This is a genomic window from Streptomyces sp. S186 (assembly GCF_051603415.1).
Classification (GTDB): Bacteria; Actinomycetota; Actinomycetes; order Streptomycetales; family Streptomycetaceae; genus Streptomyces.
The window spans coordinates 2,603,313-2,618,738 of the sequence record NZ_CP193932.1 but is presented as its reverse complement, the minus strand read 5'-3'; the positions used below and the strand labels follow the sequence as shown (position 1 = coordinate 2,618,738).

Sequence of the window (15,426 nt, the reverse complement as noted above, 5' to 3'; positions counted from 1 at the left end):
GAGACCCGACAGGAGCCAGACCAGCATGACGGATGTTCCCGAAGCCGCCGTCCCCGACGACTTCCACGTGTTCGACACCACGCTGCGCGACGGCGCACAGCGCGAGGGCATCAACCTGACCGTCGCCGACAAGCTCACCATCGCCCGGCACCTGGACGAGTACGGCGTCGGCTTCATCGAGGGCGGCTGGCCGGGCGCCAACCCGCGGGACACCGAGTTCTTCCAGCGCGCCCGCAAGGAGATCGACTTCCGGCACGCCCAGCTCGTCGCCTTCGGCGCCACCCGCAAGGCCGGCGTCCGCGTCGAGGACGACCCCCAGGTCGCCGCACTCCTGGAATCCGGCGCCCCGGTCGTCACCCTGGTCGCCAAGTCCCACGTCCGCCACGTCGAACTGGCCCTGCGCACCACGCCCGACGAGAACCTCGCGATGGTCCGCGACACCATCGCCCATCTGCGCGCCCACGGCCGCCGGGTCTTCCTCGACTGCGAGCACTTCTTCGACGGCTACGCCCTGGACCCCGACTACGCCAAGCAGGTCGTACGCACCGCGCACGAGGCCGGCGCCGACGTCGTGGTGCTCTGCGACACCAACGGCGGGATGCTCCCGGCCCAGGTGACCGCCGTGGTCCGCACCGTCCTCGCGGACACCGGCGCCCGGCTGGGCATCCACGCCCAGGACGACACCGGCTGCGCGGTCGCCAACACCCTGGCCGCCGTGGACGCCGGCGCCACCCACGTCCAGTGCACCGCCAACGGCTACGGCGAACGGGTCGGCAACTCCAACCTCTTCCCGGTCGTCGCCGCCCTGGAGCTGAAGTACGGCCGCCGGGTCCTCCCGCCCGGCAAGCTCGCCGAGACCACCCGGATCTCGCACGCCATCGCGGAGGTCGTCAACCTCACCCCCGCCACCCACCAGCCCTACGTCGGGGTCTCCGCGTTCGCCCACAAGGCCGGGCTGCACGCCTCCGCGATCAAGGTGGACCCGGACCTCTACCAGCACATGGACCCGGCCCTGGTCGGCAACACCATGCGGATGCTGGTCTCCGACATGGCCGGCCGGGCCTCCATCGAACTCAAGGGCAAGGAACTCGGCATCGACCTCGGTGGCGACCGCGAGCTGGTCGGCCGGGTCGTCGAACGCGTCAAGGAACGGGAACTGGCCGGCTACACCTACGAGGCGGCCGACGCCTCGTTCGAGCTGCTGCTGCGCGAGGAGGTCCGCGGCGAGCCGCTGCGCTACTTCACCGTCGAGTCCTGGCGCGCCATCGTCGAGGACCGCCCCGACGGCACCCACGCCAACGAGGCGACCGTGAAGCTCTGGGCCAAGGGCGAGCGGATCGTGGCCACCGCGGAAGGAAACGGCCCGGTCAACGCGCTGGACCGGGCGCTCCGGGTGGCCCTGGAGCGGATCTATCCCCAGCTCGCGCGGCTGGAGCTGGTCGATTACAAGGTCCGCATCCTTGAGGGCGCGCTCGGCACCGGGTCGACCACCCGGGTCCTGGTCTCCACCACGGACGGGCGCGGGGAGTGGTCCACGGTTGGCGTGGCGGAGAACGTGATTGCGGCGTCGTGGCAGGCGCTTGATGACGCGTATGCCTATGGCCTGTTGCGCGCGGGTGTGCCTCCGCAGGGGTGAGCGGAGCCATCTTACGATGAGTGTGCCGGCACCGTGCGAAGAAGTCCGGTGCCGGCAAACCCGTGCAGCTCAACTGAACGCGAGCCGGGTCTCGACTCTATTCACCAAGTCCCGGCATTTGGTCGTGTTCTTGAAGAGCGGGGCAAGATAGTTATTCGGGTAGGATTCCTCGATTTCAGTGATGAGCGCGGCGAGCGTGCGCCCCGTGAGTTCGCTGATTTTCGCGAGCTCGGAATTCCAGTCGTAATGCGGTTCGTTGACTTTGGCTAGGTTCAGCTGGTTGAAGATCAGCTGAAGGATGATCCGATTGCCGTGGGTGGAGACTGCGAATTCGCGATCCATCAACTTGGTACGCCTTACGGCGAGATCTCCCTCGACGGCGCGCATCACCTGAACGCAGCGCCATACCCGGTGAGCCGTCGTGCCACTATTGAACAAGTTGATGTACGGTGCGCGCTCCGTGTTCTCTGAAAGTCGACCGACTGAACTTTTCGCGAGCACGGAGTAATAGGGGCTATTGTGCGCGCAGGCAAGCGCGACCACGGCATCTTCGACCGTGCATCCATCGGCCTCTGCGGGCGCGTTCTCGCCTCGCTTGACCGAATACTGTTTTCGGAGAGACAGGAGCATGTCGCGGCGCAATCTTTCCTGCTGTCGATCCAGGGCTACGAAGTCCCGACTCTCTACGCTGTTTTGCGTGTTGGTCGCTCTAGTGACGTCGACAGCGAAGTCTGGTGGGCAGCCTTCGAGGGAAATAAATCGCACCCAGACCCGTGCGTTCTCCAGTGCCGTCTCGTCCTTCCGTGACGCCCTGTGGATGCTTGCCACGGTCTGTGCCCCGTTGACGACGCTCACGCCTTCGATGGAGAAATCTCCGTACGCATGGGTGGATCCGCCGCGCGGTGTTTTTTTGATCGACTCGCATAGGGCGGTGATGCCGTTGTTGAAGTACCAGAAATGGTGGCCCTGGTTGAGTAGCGTGTTAGTGACGCCTTCGTTGACGTCAGTGCTGCCCAGCGACTTTCGCAGATTCTGGGCGAAAAGTCGATCGCCGTGTGTCTCGAACCAGGAGGCGATTTCCGATGCCTGCACCAGGCCGTAATACGCTTGGTACGGGAGGTCAACGGTTCCCCACTGCTCGATGGGGACGGTGATCTCAATTTTTGGCCCTGCGGTTCCTTCGACGACCATTGAGTGAAATTCTCGGAGCCCAAGGATTTCAAGCGAAACCACCGGGTCGTTCTCGTTGACCTCGGCAAGGAAATCGTCGAATACCGTTTGCGCCTCGGCTGGCAACGTGCTGCGGCCGGTCGTGGCAACCACCAAAGTGAACGCCATGTGGGGATCGCTCAACGCCGACGAGATTTCTTCCTGCCGAGCTTGGAGCGCAGCGGAGAAACGGTCAAAGCGCATGTTGAACAGGTCGCTGCAGCCATTTCGGATCTTAAGCGCGTCCGCCTGGGATAGGCCAGCATCGCCAGAGACGTCCCATTTGGACTGCACCAGGACGACACGTTGGTTCACGTCGTCGACAGCCAGAGCGTCAATTCCGTTGTCGTGGAATCCGTCAACGACGGTCTTTGCCGCATCTTCCGCTGAGATGCCTGTGAAGCGTTGAACCGCCCGCGCAGCGAGGGCCCTGCTCAAAAAGGCCGGTACTGACTGTTCCTCGGACTTCCCCTTGTAGTCACTCAGATCGATGAGGTTGGAGTAGTCCGCCTTCAGTGAGTCCCTGATGTGTCCAACGCGTAGCGCGCGCATGTGAGCCCCGCCCCTCAATGATTCCACTAACGCGCCCAGATTAGCCGGTTCGTAACCGGCATGTGGTGTGGATTATAGAAGCGGTGTACCCCGACTTCCGTTCCTCTTCACCCTAAGCGGCTGTGCGATCCCAAGACTCAGATCTGCGCTGCGCAGGTGAGTGACAAGGGTCGTGATGCTGGTGTCGGTACCTGGCGTCTCGGACGTGCAGCCGACGCTGCTGTGTGCGGGAGGTCCGCCGGACGGGTGGGGACCGGCGTCGCGTCGCGGCCGTTGCTGCCGTGCGTCGGGTCATGCTAGACCATCGGAAACTCCAAGTGTGCAGCGCAACAACCAAGTTGATGCCATGGAGAGGATCGGTCGTGCCGCCCGAGCCCGCTACATCCACCTGGTCACGCCGAGGGTTTCTCGCCCTCTCCGCTGCGGGCACGCTCGGCCTCACCGTCACCGGTGTCGCCCGCGCTGCCGGACGAACGACCCTGGAGGACCCCTACGCCGCCCTCCGGGCCCGCTGGTGCGACCTCACCCTCGGCCTCGGCTTCGACCCGGATTCCCCGCCGTACGCCGCCGTCCTGCGCGAGACGGGGGAGCTCGCCGGCCGGTACGTGTCCGGCATGCGGCCGGAGGCTCACTCGCTGTGGGCCGACTGTCCGTACGATCCGCCCGCCGGGATCACCCGTAGCTACGGCCGCCTGGCCACCATGGCGCTGGCCTTCGGCCAGCCCCGCACCGGCCGCACCGGTGACCCGGACCTCGCCGGCGCCGTCGTCGCCGGCATCGACCACCTCGACCGCACCGTCTACCACCCCGCCACCGCCCCCTACGGCAACTGGTGGGAATGGCAGATCGGCAGCCCCCGGCTTCTTCTCGACACCGTCGCCGTCCTTGACGAGCATCTCCCGGGCGGCATCGGCGACGATCTCCGCGCGCGCTGCCTGGCCGCCGTCGATCACTTCGTCCCGGAGAGCGCCCTCGGTGCGTACACCGGCACCAGTACCGGCGCCAACCGCGTCGACCTCTGCCGGGTCGTCGCCGTCCGCGGCGTCCTCGGCCGCGCCCCCGCCAAGCTCGCGCTCGCCCGCGACGCCCTCTCCCCGGTCTTCCCCTACGTCACCCACGGCGACGGCCTCTACGCCGACGGCTCGTTCGTCCAGCACTCCTGGGTCGCCTACTCCGGCACCTACGGCGCGGTCCTTCTCGACGGGCTGGGCCGCCTGTTCACCCTGCTGCGCGGCTCCGCCTGGGAAGTCACCGACCCCGGCCGGCAGAACGTCCTCGACAGCGTCGAGCACGCCTACGCCCCGCTGCTGCACGACGGGTTGATGATGGACAGCGTCAACGGGCGTGCCGTCAGCCGTGGTTACCTGCGCGGCGACGAACGGCAGCTGTTGCACAGCGACCACCGCCACGGGCACGCCGTGATCGCCGCCATCGCCCTGCTCGCCGAGGGGGTGAGCACTGCGGAACGCGAGCGCTGGCACGCCATGATCAAGGGCTGGATCGCCCGCGACCGCACCCTGCCGGTGCTCACCGACCGCCAGTACACCGTCGCCGACCTCGCCCGCCTCGCCGCCATCGACGCCGGCCCCGCGCCCGCCGCCCCCGAACCCGTCGGCCACCGGCTCTTCCCCGCCATGGACCGCGCCGTGCACCGCCGCCCCGGCTGGACCGCCGGCCTTGCCATGGCCTCGAACCGCATCACCCACTACGAGAACGGCAACGGCGAGAACAAGCGCGGCTGGCACACCGGCTCCGGAATGCTCTACTGGTGGCCCGCGGGCCGGGGCGGCGACCAGTACACCGACGCCTTCTGGCCGACCGTCGATCCGTACCGGCTGCCCGGTACGACCGTCTCCACCAAGCGGCTCGCGGACAACGAGGGCGGCGGGTGGGGCGAGCCCAAACCCGACGTCCGGTGGGTCGGCGGCACCACCGACGGCACCTACGCCGCCCTCGGCCAGCACCTGCGCGGCCTGGCCTCCACCCTCACCGCCCGGAAGTCCTGGTTCCCCCTCGACGACTGCGTGGTCTGCCTCGGCGCCGGCATCACCTCCCGCGACGGCGTCCCGGCCGAGACCGTCGTCGACAACCGCAACCTGGGGGAGCGGGGCACCGCCGTCCTCACCGTCGACGGCGTCCGCCGGCCCGCAGCCCCCGGCCGCACCACCGTCTTCCGCCGCGCCCGCTGGGCCCACCTCGACGGCCACGGCGGCTGGGTCTTTCCCGGATCGCCCGGCGGCGCCCCTGCCCTGCACGTCCTGCGCGAGGACCGCACCGGCCGCTGGTCGGACATCAACACCACGTCCACCTGTGACCCGTACACCCGCCGCTACCTCACGCTCTGGCACGATCACGGCACCGACCCCACCGACGCCCGCTACGCCTACCTCCTGATGCCGGGTGCCACGCGCGGCGCCGTCGCGGCCCGCGCCGCCGACCGGCACTGGCTCACCGTCCTCGCCAACGACGCCGACCGCCAGGCGATCGCCGTGGACCCGCTCGGCGTAACCGCCGCGAACTTCTGGCGGGCCGGCTCGGCGGGCCCGCTCGCCGCCGACGGCCCGGCTAGCGTCCTGATCCGCGAACGGCCCGCCCGGGGCGGCCGCACCGCGACGGTGTGCGCCGCGGCCCCCACCCGCACCGGCGACCCCCTGGAGATCACCTGGTCCCGGCCGGTCCGCGCGGTGCTCCGCCACGACCCGGCGGTCGAGGTGCTGGCGGCCGGCACCGCCCTCCGCCTCCGCCTGACCCCCGGTACGGCCTGTGTCACCCACCGCTGTACGGTGCTGCTGCGCTGATCACCGGTACCCTGGCCGGCCCCGACCGGCACAACATCACCCGGCCGGCGTTTGTCGGCACCGTACAGACGCTGGACACCCCGTCCACCCCGTCACCGCCCGGCTGTCGCGCCTCGGGCAGCGTGGTTCTGTACCGCCTGCCCACGAAATCGCGCCCGACGTTGTACGAAACCGACATCGGTGTGTGGGCCCTCGCCCACGTACCGTCGATACATGACCACTGTCGAAGATGTGCCCGCCGGTGCCACCGACGCCCGCGGGCGCGTCGCCGAACTGCACGCGATCCGTGAGCAGGTGCGGCGAGGCCCCAGCGAGCGAGCCACCGAAGCGCAGCGTGCCAAGGGCAAGCTGACGGCGCGCGAGCGGATCGACCTGCTGCTGGACGAGGGTTCCTTCAACGAGGTCGAGCCGCTGCGTCGGCACCGGGCCACCGGTTTCGGGCTGGAGTCCAAGAAGCCGTACACGGACGGCGTGATCACGGGGTGGGGCACGGTCCACGGCCGGACCGTCTTCGTCTACGCACACGACTTCCGGATCTTCGGCGGCGCGCTGGGCGAAGCCCACGCCACCAAGATCCACAAGATCATGGACATGGCCATCCAGGCCGGTGCCCCGCTGATCTCCCTCAACGACGGCGCCGGCGCCCGCATCCAGGAGGGCGTCTCCGCGCTCGCCGGCTACGGCGGCATCTTCCAGCGCAACACCAAGGCGTCCGGCGTCATCCCGCAGATAAGCGTCATGCTCGGCCCGTGCGCGGGCGGCGCGGCCTACTCGCCGGCGCTGACGGACTTCGTCTTCATGGTCCGCGACACCTCCCAGATGTTCATCACCGGCCCGGACGTGGTGCGTGCGGTGACCGGCGAGGAGATCACCCAGAACGGCCTGGGCGGCGCCGACGTGCACGCCGAGACCTCCGGTGTGTGCCACTTCGCCTACGACGACGAGGTCACCTGCCTCGAAGAGGTCCGCTACCTGCTCTCGCTGCTGCCGGCCAACAACCGCGAGAACCCGCCGGTGGTGGCCTGCGAGGACCCCGCCGACCGCTCCGGCGACGCGCTGCTGGACCTCGTCCCGGCCGACGGCAACCGCCCCTACGACATGCGCAAGGTCATCGAGGAGATCGTCGACGACGGCGAGTACCTCGAAGTCCACGAGCGCTGGGCGACCAACATCATCTGCGCGCTGTCCCGCTTCGACGGCCGGGTGGTGGGCATCATCGCCAACCAGCCGCAGTCGCTGGCCGGCGTCCTGGACATCGAGGCGTCCGAGAAGGCCGCCCGCTTCGTCCAGATGTGTGACGCCTTCAACATCCCCCTCGTCACGCTCCTCGACGTCCCCGGCTTCCTGCCCGGCGTCGACCAGGAGCACGGCGGCATCATCCGCCACGGCGCCAAGCTGCTGTACGCGTACTGCAACGCCACCGTCCCGCGCATCTCGATCGTGCTGCGCAAGGCGTACGGCGGCGCCTACATCGTCATGGACTCGCAGTCCATCGGCGCGGACCTGACGTACGCCTGGCCCACCAACGAGATCGCGGTGATGGGCGCGGAGGGCGCGGCCAACGTCATCTTCCGCAAGCAGATCGCCGAGGCCGACGACTCCGAGGCCATGCGCACCCGCATGGTCAAGGAGTACAAGTCCGAGCTGATGCACCCGTACTACGCGGCTGAGCGCGGCCTGGTCGACGACGTCATCGACCCCGCCGAGACCCGCCACACCCTCATCCGCGCCCTGGAGATGCTGCGCACCAAGCACGCGGACCTGCCGGCCCGCAAGCACGGCAACCCGCCGCAGTAGCCCGCGCGCCCATCGCCACCCCTATTCGGACTTATCCGTACCTATTCGGAGAATCGAGACCGCAGTGAATGCAGTGAATGCTGCTCCCGGCAGTGCCGTCACCGACGCTCCCATCCGCGTCGAGAAGGGTCAGGCCAGCGAGGAGGAGCTCGCCGCCCTGACCGCCGTCCTCCTGGCCCGCGCCGCGCACCGCCCCTCGGCCACCGTCCCCGGCCCCCGCTCCTCGGCCGCCCGCTGGCGCCGCCTGGAGCGCCAGCAGGGCTTCCACGGCGCCACCAGCTGGCAGCGCTGACCCGGCAGCGTCGGCCGGTACGACATGGCGGCGGCCCCCACACCCGCGTGTGGGGGCCGCCGCCATTTTCCGGGCCCGTCCCGCGGCGTCAGGCGGAGCGCTTCCCCGCCCCCGGCCAGATGAGCCACGCCTGCGCGTCCTGCGGCCGCCCGAACCACCGCACCGCGCTCTCCGCCGAGCCGAGGCTGAACCGGGTGCGCCCGCTGGAGCTGACCACCTCGGCATGCCCGTCCTTGTACGCCAGCCCCCAAGCGGCGATACGCCCGTCGAACTCCCCGTCCCCGACGGGGTACTGCTGAGCGACGGCAAACAGCCGCGGCGCCAATTCGTTGGCCATGGCGAGAAGTTCGGGGTGGAGGGTGCCCACGGGGTGGGAGTTGCTGGTGCGCTCGGGGCCGTTGGCCTGTGACGCTACGGTGTTCATCGAGTCCTCCTGCTCAGGGAGTTGGGGGGAGCCGGTGGAGTGGCCCGAGTCACACTGTAGCGAAGTGAATATAAAGTTTGTCATCGATCTCGCGACAAGTTTTAGAACCCCTCGTGTGGGTGACGGCGAGACGGTTGGCGGGGAAGAGAGGGCCAGATGTCGTCGCGCAAGGTATCCGTCATGCGCCAGCAGCGACTTGGCGTTGAGCTGCGTAAACTCAGGGAGCGGGCCGGTCTTTCCTCGACCGAGGCGGCGAAGCGTCTCGGCGGTACCCCGGCCCAGATCAGCAACATCGAAGCGGGCCGATACGCGGTGAGCGCTGAGCGGGTGCGCACACTGGCGGCCAACTACAGCTGCGGCGACCAGGCTTACGTCGACGCCCTCGCTGGCATGACCGGGCCACGGGCGCGAGGCTGGTGGGAGGAGTACCGCGAGATCCTGCCCGCTGGGCTGGTCGATGTGGCAGAACTTGAGCACGCGGCGACAGCGTTGCGAGTGGCGGTCATGCTCCAGATGCCTGGCCTGTTGCAGACGCCTGAGTACGCTCGCGCGCTCTTCCGGGAGATCGTTCCGCGGTTGCCGGCCTATGAGGTGGAGCACCGCGTTTCGTTCCGCATCAAAAGGCAGGCAGTTCTTTACGGCGATCACCCGACCCCACTCACGGTGATCATTCACGAGGCTGCGCTGCGGATGGGCATTGGTGGCCCCGAAACGACTCGCGAGCAACTCAACTACGTGGTTGAGATGAGCGATCACGACCACATCTCAGTTGTAGTGATTCCCTTCGGCGAGGCATCGCCTCCAGTATCTGGCCATCCCATCGTCTACGCCTCCGGCCCGGTGCCTCAGCTCGACACCGTGGAACTCGACACCGAATACGGGTGTGATTTCCTGGACGCCGAAGCTCAGTTGGAGAAGTACCGGACAGTGCTGGACAGGATGGAGTCCTGCACGCTCGGACCAGTTAAGTCGCGTGATCTGATCCGCCGGATCGCGAAGAACGCCTGAGAGGAACGCCATGCCCCCGCATGAGTGGCAGAAGTCTTCATACAGTGGCGAGGGGGCTAACTGCATCTATGTCGCCGCCCCCGACAAGGACACCATCAAGCTCCGTGAGAGCGACGATCCGGACGTCGTCGTCACCACCACCCCGGCGAACCTGAAGGCGTTCATCCTGGGTATCAAGGCAGGGGAGTTCGACCACCTCATCGACGATTGAGAGGAACGCCGTGCCCATGCATGAGTGGCAGAAGTCTTCGTTCAGCGGTGAGGGCGCCCAGTGCCTCTACGTCGCAGCGCCCGACGCGCACACCATCAAGCTTCGTGAGGGCGACGAGCCGGAGGCCATCGTCACCACCACCCCCGCCAACCTGAAGGCGTTCATCCTGGGTGTCAAGGCGGGGGAGTTCGACCACTTCGTGGACGGCTGAGACGCCCGGCCGCCAGGCCGTACGCAGAAGGCCCCGCACCTGGCAGGTGTGCGGGGCCTTCGGCGTACGGCCGGCACGTCGGGGAACGCGCCGTCAGGCGCTACCGCAGGCGGGCCATCAGCGCGTGCTCGACGAGCGTGATGAGCGCGCTCTTGGCCTCGCTGCGGTGGCGGGCGTCCGTGGTGATGATGGGCGCGTCGGGGCCGATCTGGAGGGCCTCGCGGACCTCGTCGGGCGTGTACGGCTGGTGGCCGTCGAAGCCGTTGAGGGCGATGACGAAGGGCAGGCCGCTGTTCTCGAAGTAGTCGACGGCGGGGAAGCAGTCGGCGAGGCGGCGGGTGTCGACCAGGACGACGGCCCCGATCGCGCCGCGGACCAGGTCGTCCCACATGAACCAGAAGCGGTCCTGGCCGGGCGTACCGAAGAGGTAGAGGATCAGGTCCTGGTCCAGGGTGATCCGGCCGAAGTCCATGGCCACGGTGGTCGTGGTCTTGTCCGGCGCGTGGGTGAGGTCGTCGATGCCCGCCGACGCGGAGGTCATCACGGCTTCGGTACGCAGCGGATTGATCTCTGAGACGGCCCCGACGAACGTGGTCTTGCCCACGCCGAAGCCGCCCGCCACCACGATCTTCGCCGAGGTGGTGGAGCGGGCTGCACCGCTAGAGCTTGCGAAGTCCACTGAGCACCCTTTCGAGCAGTGTCACATCTGGCTGTCCACCGGCGGTCTCGTCCCCGCCGGGCTGATGGATGGCGACGAGTCCGGCCTCCGCCAGGTCGGCGACGAGGATCCGGGCGACGCCGAGGGGGATGGAGAGGAGGGCCGAGATCTCGGCCACTGATTTGATCTCGCGGCAGAGGTGGCAGATGCGCTGGTGCTCCGGCAGCTGGCCCTGCAGCTTCGCGGGATCGGCGGTCGTGCTGACCAGCGCCTCGATGGCGAGCTGGTAGCGCGGCCGGGTCCGGCCTCCGGTCATCGCGTACGGCCGCACGAGCGGGTTGTGCGCGCCCCCGGTGGGGGCGGTGGGCTCGGGCCGCGGCCGCGGCGGCTGCACCGGCTGGATGCGCGGCGCCTGCGGCCGGTCGTACGGCGACGGCTCGGACGGCCCGGGCCCGTAGGGCGGACCGTACGGGCCCTGCTGCTGAGCGGGACGCTGCGGCTGCTGCGGCGGCTGGGGCCGCTGCGGCCTGCGGCTGGGCGCAGACGGGAAGTTGAAGCGGTTGTGATGGGTCTCGCCCTGGGGCCCGGACTGCTGTCCGGATCCATACGGGTAGCCGCTCGGGGGCGTTGCCACGTCTCCTCCTCCAACTTGCCTGTCTGACGCCGGTCGCGCCTCCGAACCCTATGGCGCGGTGGCGGGAAACGCACTGCCTGTCTGCTAGTTGAGAAGACTGCCCTGGAGTTCCGCACGCAGATCGGGCGTCAGGACGGTGCCCGCGCGGTCGACCAGCAGGGCCATCTCGTAGCCGACGAGGCCGATGTCGCACTCCGGGTGCGCCAGCACGGCCAGCGACGACCCGTCGGAGACGGACATGATGAAGAGGAAGCCGCGCTCCATCTCCACCACGGTCTGGTTGACGTTGCCGCCCTCGAAGATGCGGGACGCGCCGGAGGTCAGCGACGTCAGGCCGGAGGCCACCGCCGCCAGCTGATCGGCTCTGTCACGAGGGAAGCCCTCGGACATCGCGAGGAGGAGACCGTCCGCGGAGACCACGACCGTGTGGGACACCCCGGGGGTGTTCTCCACGAAGTTGGTGATCAACCAGTTCAGATTCTGCGCCGCCTGGCTCATCGGGCTCACACTAACGCTCCTGATCGTAGGTGCTGCCGGGGCCGAAGCCCTGTTGGTCATTCTGGGGGACCCCCGGGGAGGGATCCGTGCCGGTGCCGGCGCTGCGCCCCTGCTGGACACCGCGGCGCAGATTGCTCAGCCTGCCGCGGACGTCCTCCGGGGCGCGGGAGACCTGGGGGCCGCCCTGCGCGCTCTGCTCCGCGGTGCCCTCGACCAAATTGGCCTTGGGCACCCGCCGGGGGAGGCCGGAAGCGGTGACGCCGCCGGCCGACGGCTGGCGCAGTCGGCCCGCCCGCTGCCAGCGATCGTCGTTCTCGCTGCGCCAGGCGGAGCCGTCGTCCTGGCCGGGCTCCGCTGCGGGCTCCTGCTGACCGTGCGGCGAGCCGGCTCCGCGGCGCGGAAGGCCAGCGTCGGTCAGCGAGTGGATCACGCTCGCGGTCGGGCCGGGACGCTCGAATGTTACGCGCTCGGACGCATCAGCGGGAGCGGGAGGTGGATTCCGGTCAGATTCCGCTTCTGTTCCGAAGTGCCCCTCGTACGCGGGCGGTTCGGCCCAGCCGCCGGGCGCGCCGGCGTCCTGCGGGGCGTGGAACCGGCCGGTGGTCTCCGCGAACTGGCCGGTGGTCTCCGCGGGCGCGGGTGCGCCGAACGCGTCGACACCGGAGGAGCGGTCGTCGTAGAGCGGCGCGCCGGGCTCCGCATACGGTGCGCCGGGCTCCGCGTAGGGCGCGTGGTGGTCCTCGTACGGCGCGTGGTGGTCCTGGTGGCCGCCGGCGGGCTGCTCGTCGCGGAACAGCGGGCGGTCGTCCACCGGCTGCTCCGGCGCGGGCCGGCCGACGGCCGTCTGGGCCTCCAGGGCCGCCCGGCGCTCCTCACGGAGCAGGGAGCGGCCCACCGGGTCCAGCCCGGCGCCGGGACCGGCCTGCGCGGCGAAGCCGTCGTCGAAGCCCAGCTCGGCCGCGGTGCGGTGGCCCGCCTCGTACGCCCCCTGCTGTTCGTGCTCGGGGACGATCCGGGAGACGGTGAAGGTGTCGTCGAACTGCTCGTCGCCGCCGCCACCGCCGTGGGTGATCGCCTCCGGCAGCATGACCAGTGACGTGGTGCCGGCCTGCTCGCCCGAGGGGCGCAGCTGGACCCGGATGCCGTGCCGGTCGGCCAGCCGGCCGACCACGAACAGGCCCATCCGCTGGGAGATCGCGGCGTCCACGCTCGGCGGATTGGCCAGTTTGTGGTTGATGTCCGAGAAGTCCTCGGGGGTCAGCCCGATGCCCTTGTCGTGGATCTCGATCATGATCCGGCCGTCCGGCAGCCGGGTCGCGGCCACCTTCACCTTGGTCTGCGGCGAGGAGAACGTGGTGGCGTTCTCCAGCAGCTCCGACAGCAGGTGGATGAGGTCGGTGACCGCGGTGCCGTGGATGTCGCTCTCCGGGACACCGCTGAGCTCTATTCGCTCGTACGACTCGACCTCGGAGGTGGCCGCCCGCAGCACGTCGATCAGCGGCACCGGCTGGTTCCACCGGCGGCCCGGCTCCTCGCCGGCGAGGATCAGGAGGTTCTCGCCGTTGCGGCGCATACGCGTGGCGAGGTGGTCGAGCCGGAAGAGGTTCTCCAGCTGGTCCGGGTCGGCCTCGTTGTTCTCCAGGTGGGTGATCAGCTCCAACTGGCGCTCGATCAGGCCCTGGTTGCGGCTGGAGAGGTTGGTGAAGATCGCGTTGACGTTGCCGCGCAGCAGCGCCTGCTCGGCGGCCAGCCGGACCGCCTCGCGGTGCACCTGGTCGAAGGCGCGGGCGACCTCGCCGATCTCGTCGGTGGTGGCGATCGGGATCGGCGCCACGCGGGTGTCGACCCGGCCCGGGTCGGTGCGGGAGAGCTGGTCGACCAGCATCGGCAGCCGCTGCTCGGCGACGCCGAAGGCCGCGTTGCGCAGCGCCCGCATGTTGCGGCTCATCCGGCGCGCCATCAGCCCGGCCACGACGAACGCGACGATCAGTGCGGCCAGCACGATGCCGGAGTCCTGGAAGGTGGACCACTTGGCGTCCGAGGAGATCTGCCCGGCCTCGTTCACGGCCTTGTCGGCCAGGTCCTTCTCGATGCCCCGGTACATGTCGAACTTGCCGGTGGACGCCTGGAAGAACACGTCCGGGGTGACGCCCTTGGCGGCCAGCTGGTCCGGCGCCGCGCCGGAGGCGATCAGAGTGGTCATCTGGTCCAGCGACGGCGGGGCGCGGAAAGTCCGGCCGGCCGCCTCCGCCTGCGACTTCGCGCGGGCGGTCTGCTCCTGCGCCGCCTGCTGGAGCTTGGCCGCGTCCGCCTTCAGCCGCGCCACGTCGTCGGGCGTCCCGCCGGAGGTGTACTCGCCGATGGCGATGCCCTCCAGATAGCGGTACGACGCGAACGCGGTCAGCTGCTGCTTGTGCTCCTTGCCGCCCTGCGGGGACGCCGGGGCGACGAGGAGGTGGGTGCCGATGGAGCGGGTCAGCGACTCGGCGGCCTTCGCCAGTGCGACGGCGTAGACGGTGCGCCCGTAGGAGGTGATGTTGCCGGTGCCGAGGCCGAGTTCGTTGGCGAACTCCATCAGCGGGTGCTGGATCTCGACGTAGCCCTCTTCGGTCTGCACGCCGTGCAGCTTGGCGGTGAAGGCGGCCTGGCGCAGCTGCGCCAGCTTGGGCTCGGACTTCTCGAACAGCGCGAGCCGGCGCTCCAGGCCCGGCTTGTCCGGCATGCTCTTGGCCGCCTCGTGGAACGCCTGGGCGGCCTGGTCGGTGGTGTCCCGGGCCTCCTGGACGACCGGGTCGTCCGTGCGGCCCTTCAGCAGCGGGACGGCGGTGCGGTCCCGCTCGTCGATGAGGGCGTTGCTGTAGGAAAGCGCGGCGCGAACGAGCTTCGCGGTGTTCTCCGCGTCCTTCGCGTCCTGCCAGGTGCCGAAGGAGTTGTTGACGCGCAGCCCGCCGAAGACCAGGCCCACCAGGACGGGGATCAGCAGAATGGCGTTCAGGCGGGTGGCCACCCGCCAGTTGCGCGGCGCGTACCTGCCGCCGCTGACCGGAGGCTTCGCGACCGGGTTCTCGGGCGCGTCGGAAGCCGGTGCGCCGCCCTCGCGGGGTGGCGGCGTGAAGTTGCCCCGCCGCGGTTCCTGCGGCTCGGGGCTCGTCGTGCCTCGCCTCACTCGACCAACAACCTCTCGGCGACGGCACGGGCTTGCAGTGCCGTTTCTTCTGGGCGTTACTACTCCGGAGTTCAGCGAATTTCAGCACGTCAGGGCGGTGCGTTCCAAACACTGGGAACGGCCGGAGAGGCCCGTGAAAGGCGCAAGATAAAAGGGGCGTTAAGGGCGAGGCGCGGCAAAAGGCGGGAGAAATGTGAGCGCAGCGAAGCCGGGCATGCGCGCGCGGTGTCGAAAGCGAGCCGATTCACTGTCGAAACGTTATGAAGCCCGGAACCGGCGTGTCGAAGGACACAGATCACCGGACCCGGCGGCCGGAACCGCGTCCGGGCAGG

At 69.2% G+C, this 15,426-nt stretch carries 13 protein-coding genes; 7 read left to right on the top strand and 6 right to left on the bottom strand.

The genetic code is table 11. The features are described from left to right. Nucleotides 1-25: 25 nt before the first annotated feature. Nucleotides 26-1,636 carry a citramalate synthase gene (cimA, locus tag ACRAS8_RS10750; RefSeq protein ID WP_438485710.1) on the top strand — a complete coding sequence of 537 codons (1,611 nt, stop codon included), beginning with the start codon at nucleotides 26-28 and terminating at the stop codon, nucleotides 1,634-1,636. A 69-nt stretch (nucleotides 1,637-1,705) separates the two neighbouring features. Here cimA and ACRAS8_RS10745 read toward each other — a convergent pair whose 3' ends face one another. Further along, a complete protein-coding gene (locus ACRAS8_RS10745) occupies nucleotides 1,706-3,397 on the bottom strand; it encodes an AIPR family protein (protein ID WP_438485709.1) in 1,692 nt (563 codons plus the stop codon). 362 nt (nucleotides 3,398-3,759) lie between these two features. Between ACRAS8_RS10745 and ACRAS8_RS10740 the strand changes: the two genes are divergently transcribed. The 3 genes from ACRAS8_RS10740 to ACRAS8_RS10730 all read left to right on the top strand — a co-directional run bounded on the left by ACRAS8_RS10740 (nucleotide 3,760) and on the right by ACRAS8_RS10730 (nucleotide 8,284). Beyond that, nucleotides 3,760-6,195 carry a polysaccharide lyase 8 family protein gene (locus ACRAS8_RS10740; RefSeq protein WP_438485708.1) on the top strand — a complete coding sequence of 812 codons (2,436 nt, stop codon included), beginning with the start codon at nucleotides 3,760-3,762 and terminating at the stop codon, nucleotides 6,193-6,195. A 213-nt stretch (nucleotides 6,196-6,408) separates the two neighbouring features. Then, nucleotides 6,409-7,992: an acyl-CoA carboxylase subunit beta gene (locus ACRAS8_RS10735; protein ID WP_438485707.1), complete on the top strand. Its 1,584-nt coding sequence runs from the start codon at nucleotides 6,409-6,411 to the stop codon at nucleotides 7,990-7,992. Between the two features lie 73 nt (nucleotides 7,993-8,065). Further along, on the top strand, nucleotides 8,066-8,284 hold the full coding sequence (locus tag ACRAS8_RS10730) for an acyl-CoA carboxylase epsilon subunit (RefSeq protein WP_438485706.1): 219 nt from the start codon (nucleotides 8,066-8,068) through the stop codon (nucleotides 8,282-8,284). Nucleotides 8,285-8,372: 88 nt separating this feature from the next. On the opposite strand, the gene ACRAS8_RS10725 is transcribed toward ACRAS8_RS10730, so the two are convergent. Further along, on the bottom strand, nucleotides 8,373-8,708 hold the full coding sequence (locus ACRAS8_RS10725; RefSeq protein WP_438485705.1) for a hypothetical protein: 336 nt from the start codon (nucleotides 8,706-8,708) through the stop codon (nucleotides 8,373-8,375). 156 nt (nucleotides 8,709-8,864) lie between these two features. Between ACRAS8_RS10725 and ACRAS8_RS10720 the strand changes: the two genes are divergently transcribed. From ACRAS8_RS10720 to ACRAS8_RS10710, 3 genes are read left to right on the top strand one after another with little or no spacing between them, the layout of a single operon-like run. After that, nucleotides 8,865-9,716 (top strand): helix-turn-helix domain-containing protein, encoded by an 852-nt coding sequence (locus ACRAS8_RS10720; protein WP_438485704.1) that lies wholly within the window; start codon nucleotides 8,865-8,867, stop codon nucleotides 9,714-9,716. 10 nt (nucleotides 9,717-9,726) lie between these two features. Next, nucleotides 9,727-9,927 carry a DUF397 domain-containing protein gene (locus ACRAS8_RS10715; protein ID WP_438485703.1) on the top strand — a complete coding sequence of 67 codons (201 nt, stop codon included), beginning with the start codon at nucleotides 9,727-9,729 and terminating at the stop codon, nucleotides 9,925-9,927. Between the two features lie 16 nt (nucleotides 9,928-9,943). Continuing rightward, entirely contained in the window at nucleotides 9,944-10,138 is a 195-nt protein-coding gene (locus ACRAS8_RS10710; protein WP_438485702.1) for a DUF397 domain-containing protein, read from the top strand. A gap of 100 nt (nucleotides 10,139-10,238) precedes the next feature. On the opposite strand, the gene ACRAS8_RS10705 is transcribed toward ACRAS8_RS10710, so the two are convergent. The 4 genes from ACRAS8_RS10705 to ACRAS8_RS10690 all read right to left on the bottom strand — a co-directional run bounded on the left by ACRAS8_RS10705 (nucleotide 10,239) and on the right by ACRAS8_RS10690 (nucleotide 15,094). Continuing rightward, nucleotides 10,239-10,817, bottom strand: coding sequence for a GTP-binding protein (locus ACRAS8_RS10705; protein ID WP_073447656.1), 579 nt, complete (start codon nucleotides 10,815-10,817; stop codon nucleotides 10,239-10,241). Further along, entirely contained in the window at nucleotides 10,798-11,430 is a 633-nt protein-coding gene (locus ACRAS8_RS10700) for a DUF742 domain-containing protein (protein ID WP_438485701.1), read from the bottom strand. The genes ACRAS8_RS10705 and ACRAS8_RS10700 overlap by 20 nt, the downstream gene beginning before the upstream one ends. Before the next feature lie 84 nt (nucleotides 11,431-11,514). Further along, a complete protein-coding gene (locus ACRAS8_RS10695; RefSeq protein WP_221909678.1) occupies nucleotides 11,515-11,928 on the bottom strand; it encodes a roadblock/LC7 domain-containing protein in 414 nt (137 codons plus the stop codon). A gap of 10 nt (nucleotides 11,929-11,938) precedes the next feature. Beyond that, a complete protein-coding gene (locus ACRAS8_RS10690) occupies nucleotides 11,939-15,094 on the bottom strand; it encodes a nitrate- and nitrite sensing domain-containing protein (protein WP_438485700.1) in 3,156 nt (1,051 codons plus the stop codon). Nucleotides 15,095-15,426: the final 332 nt, after the last annotated feature.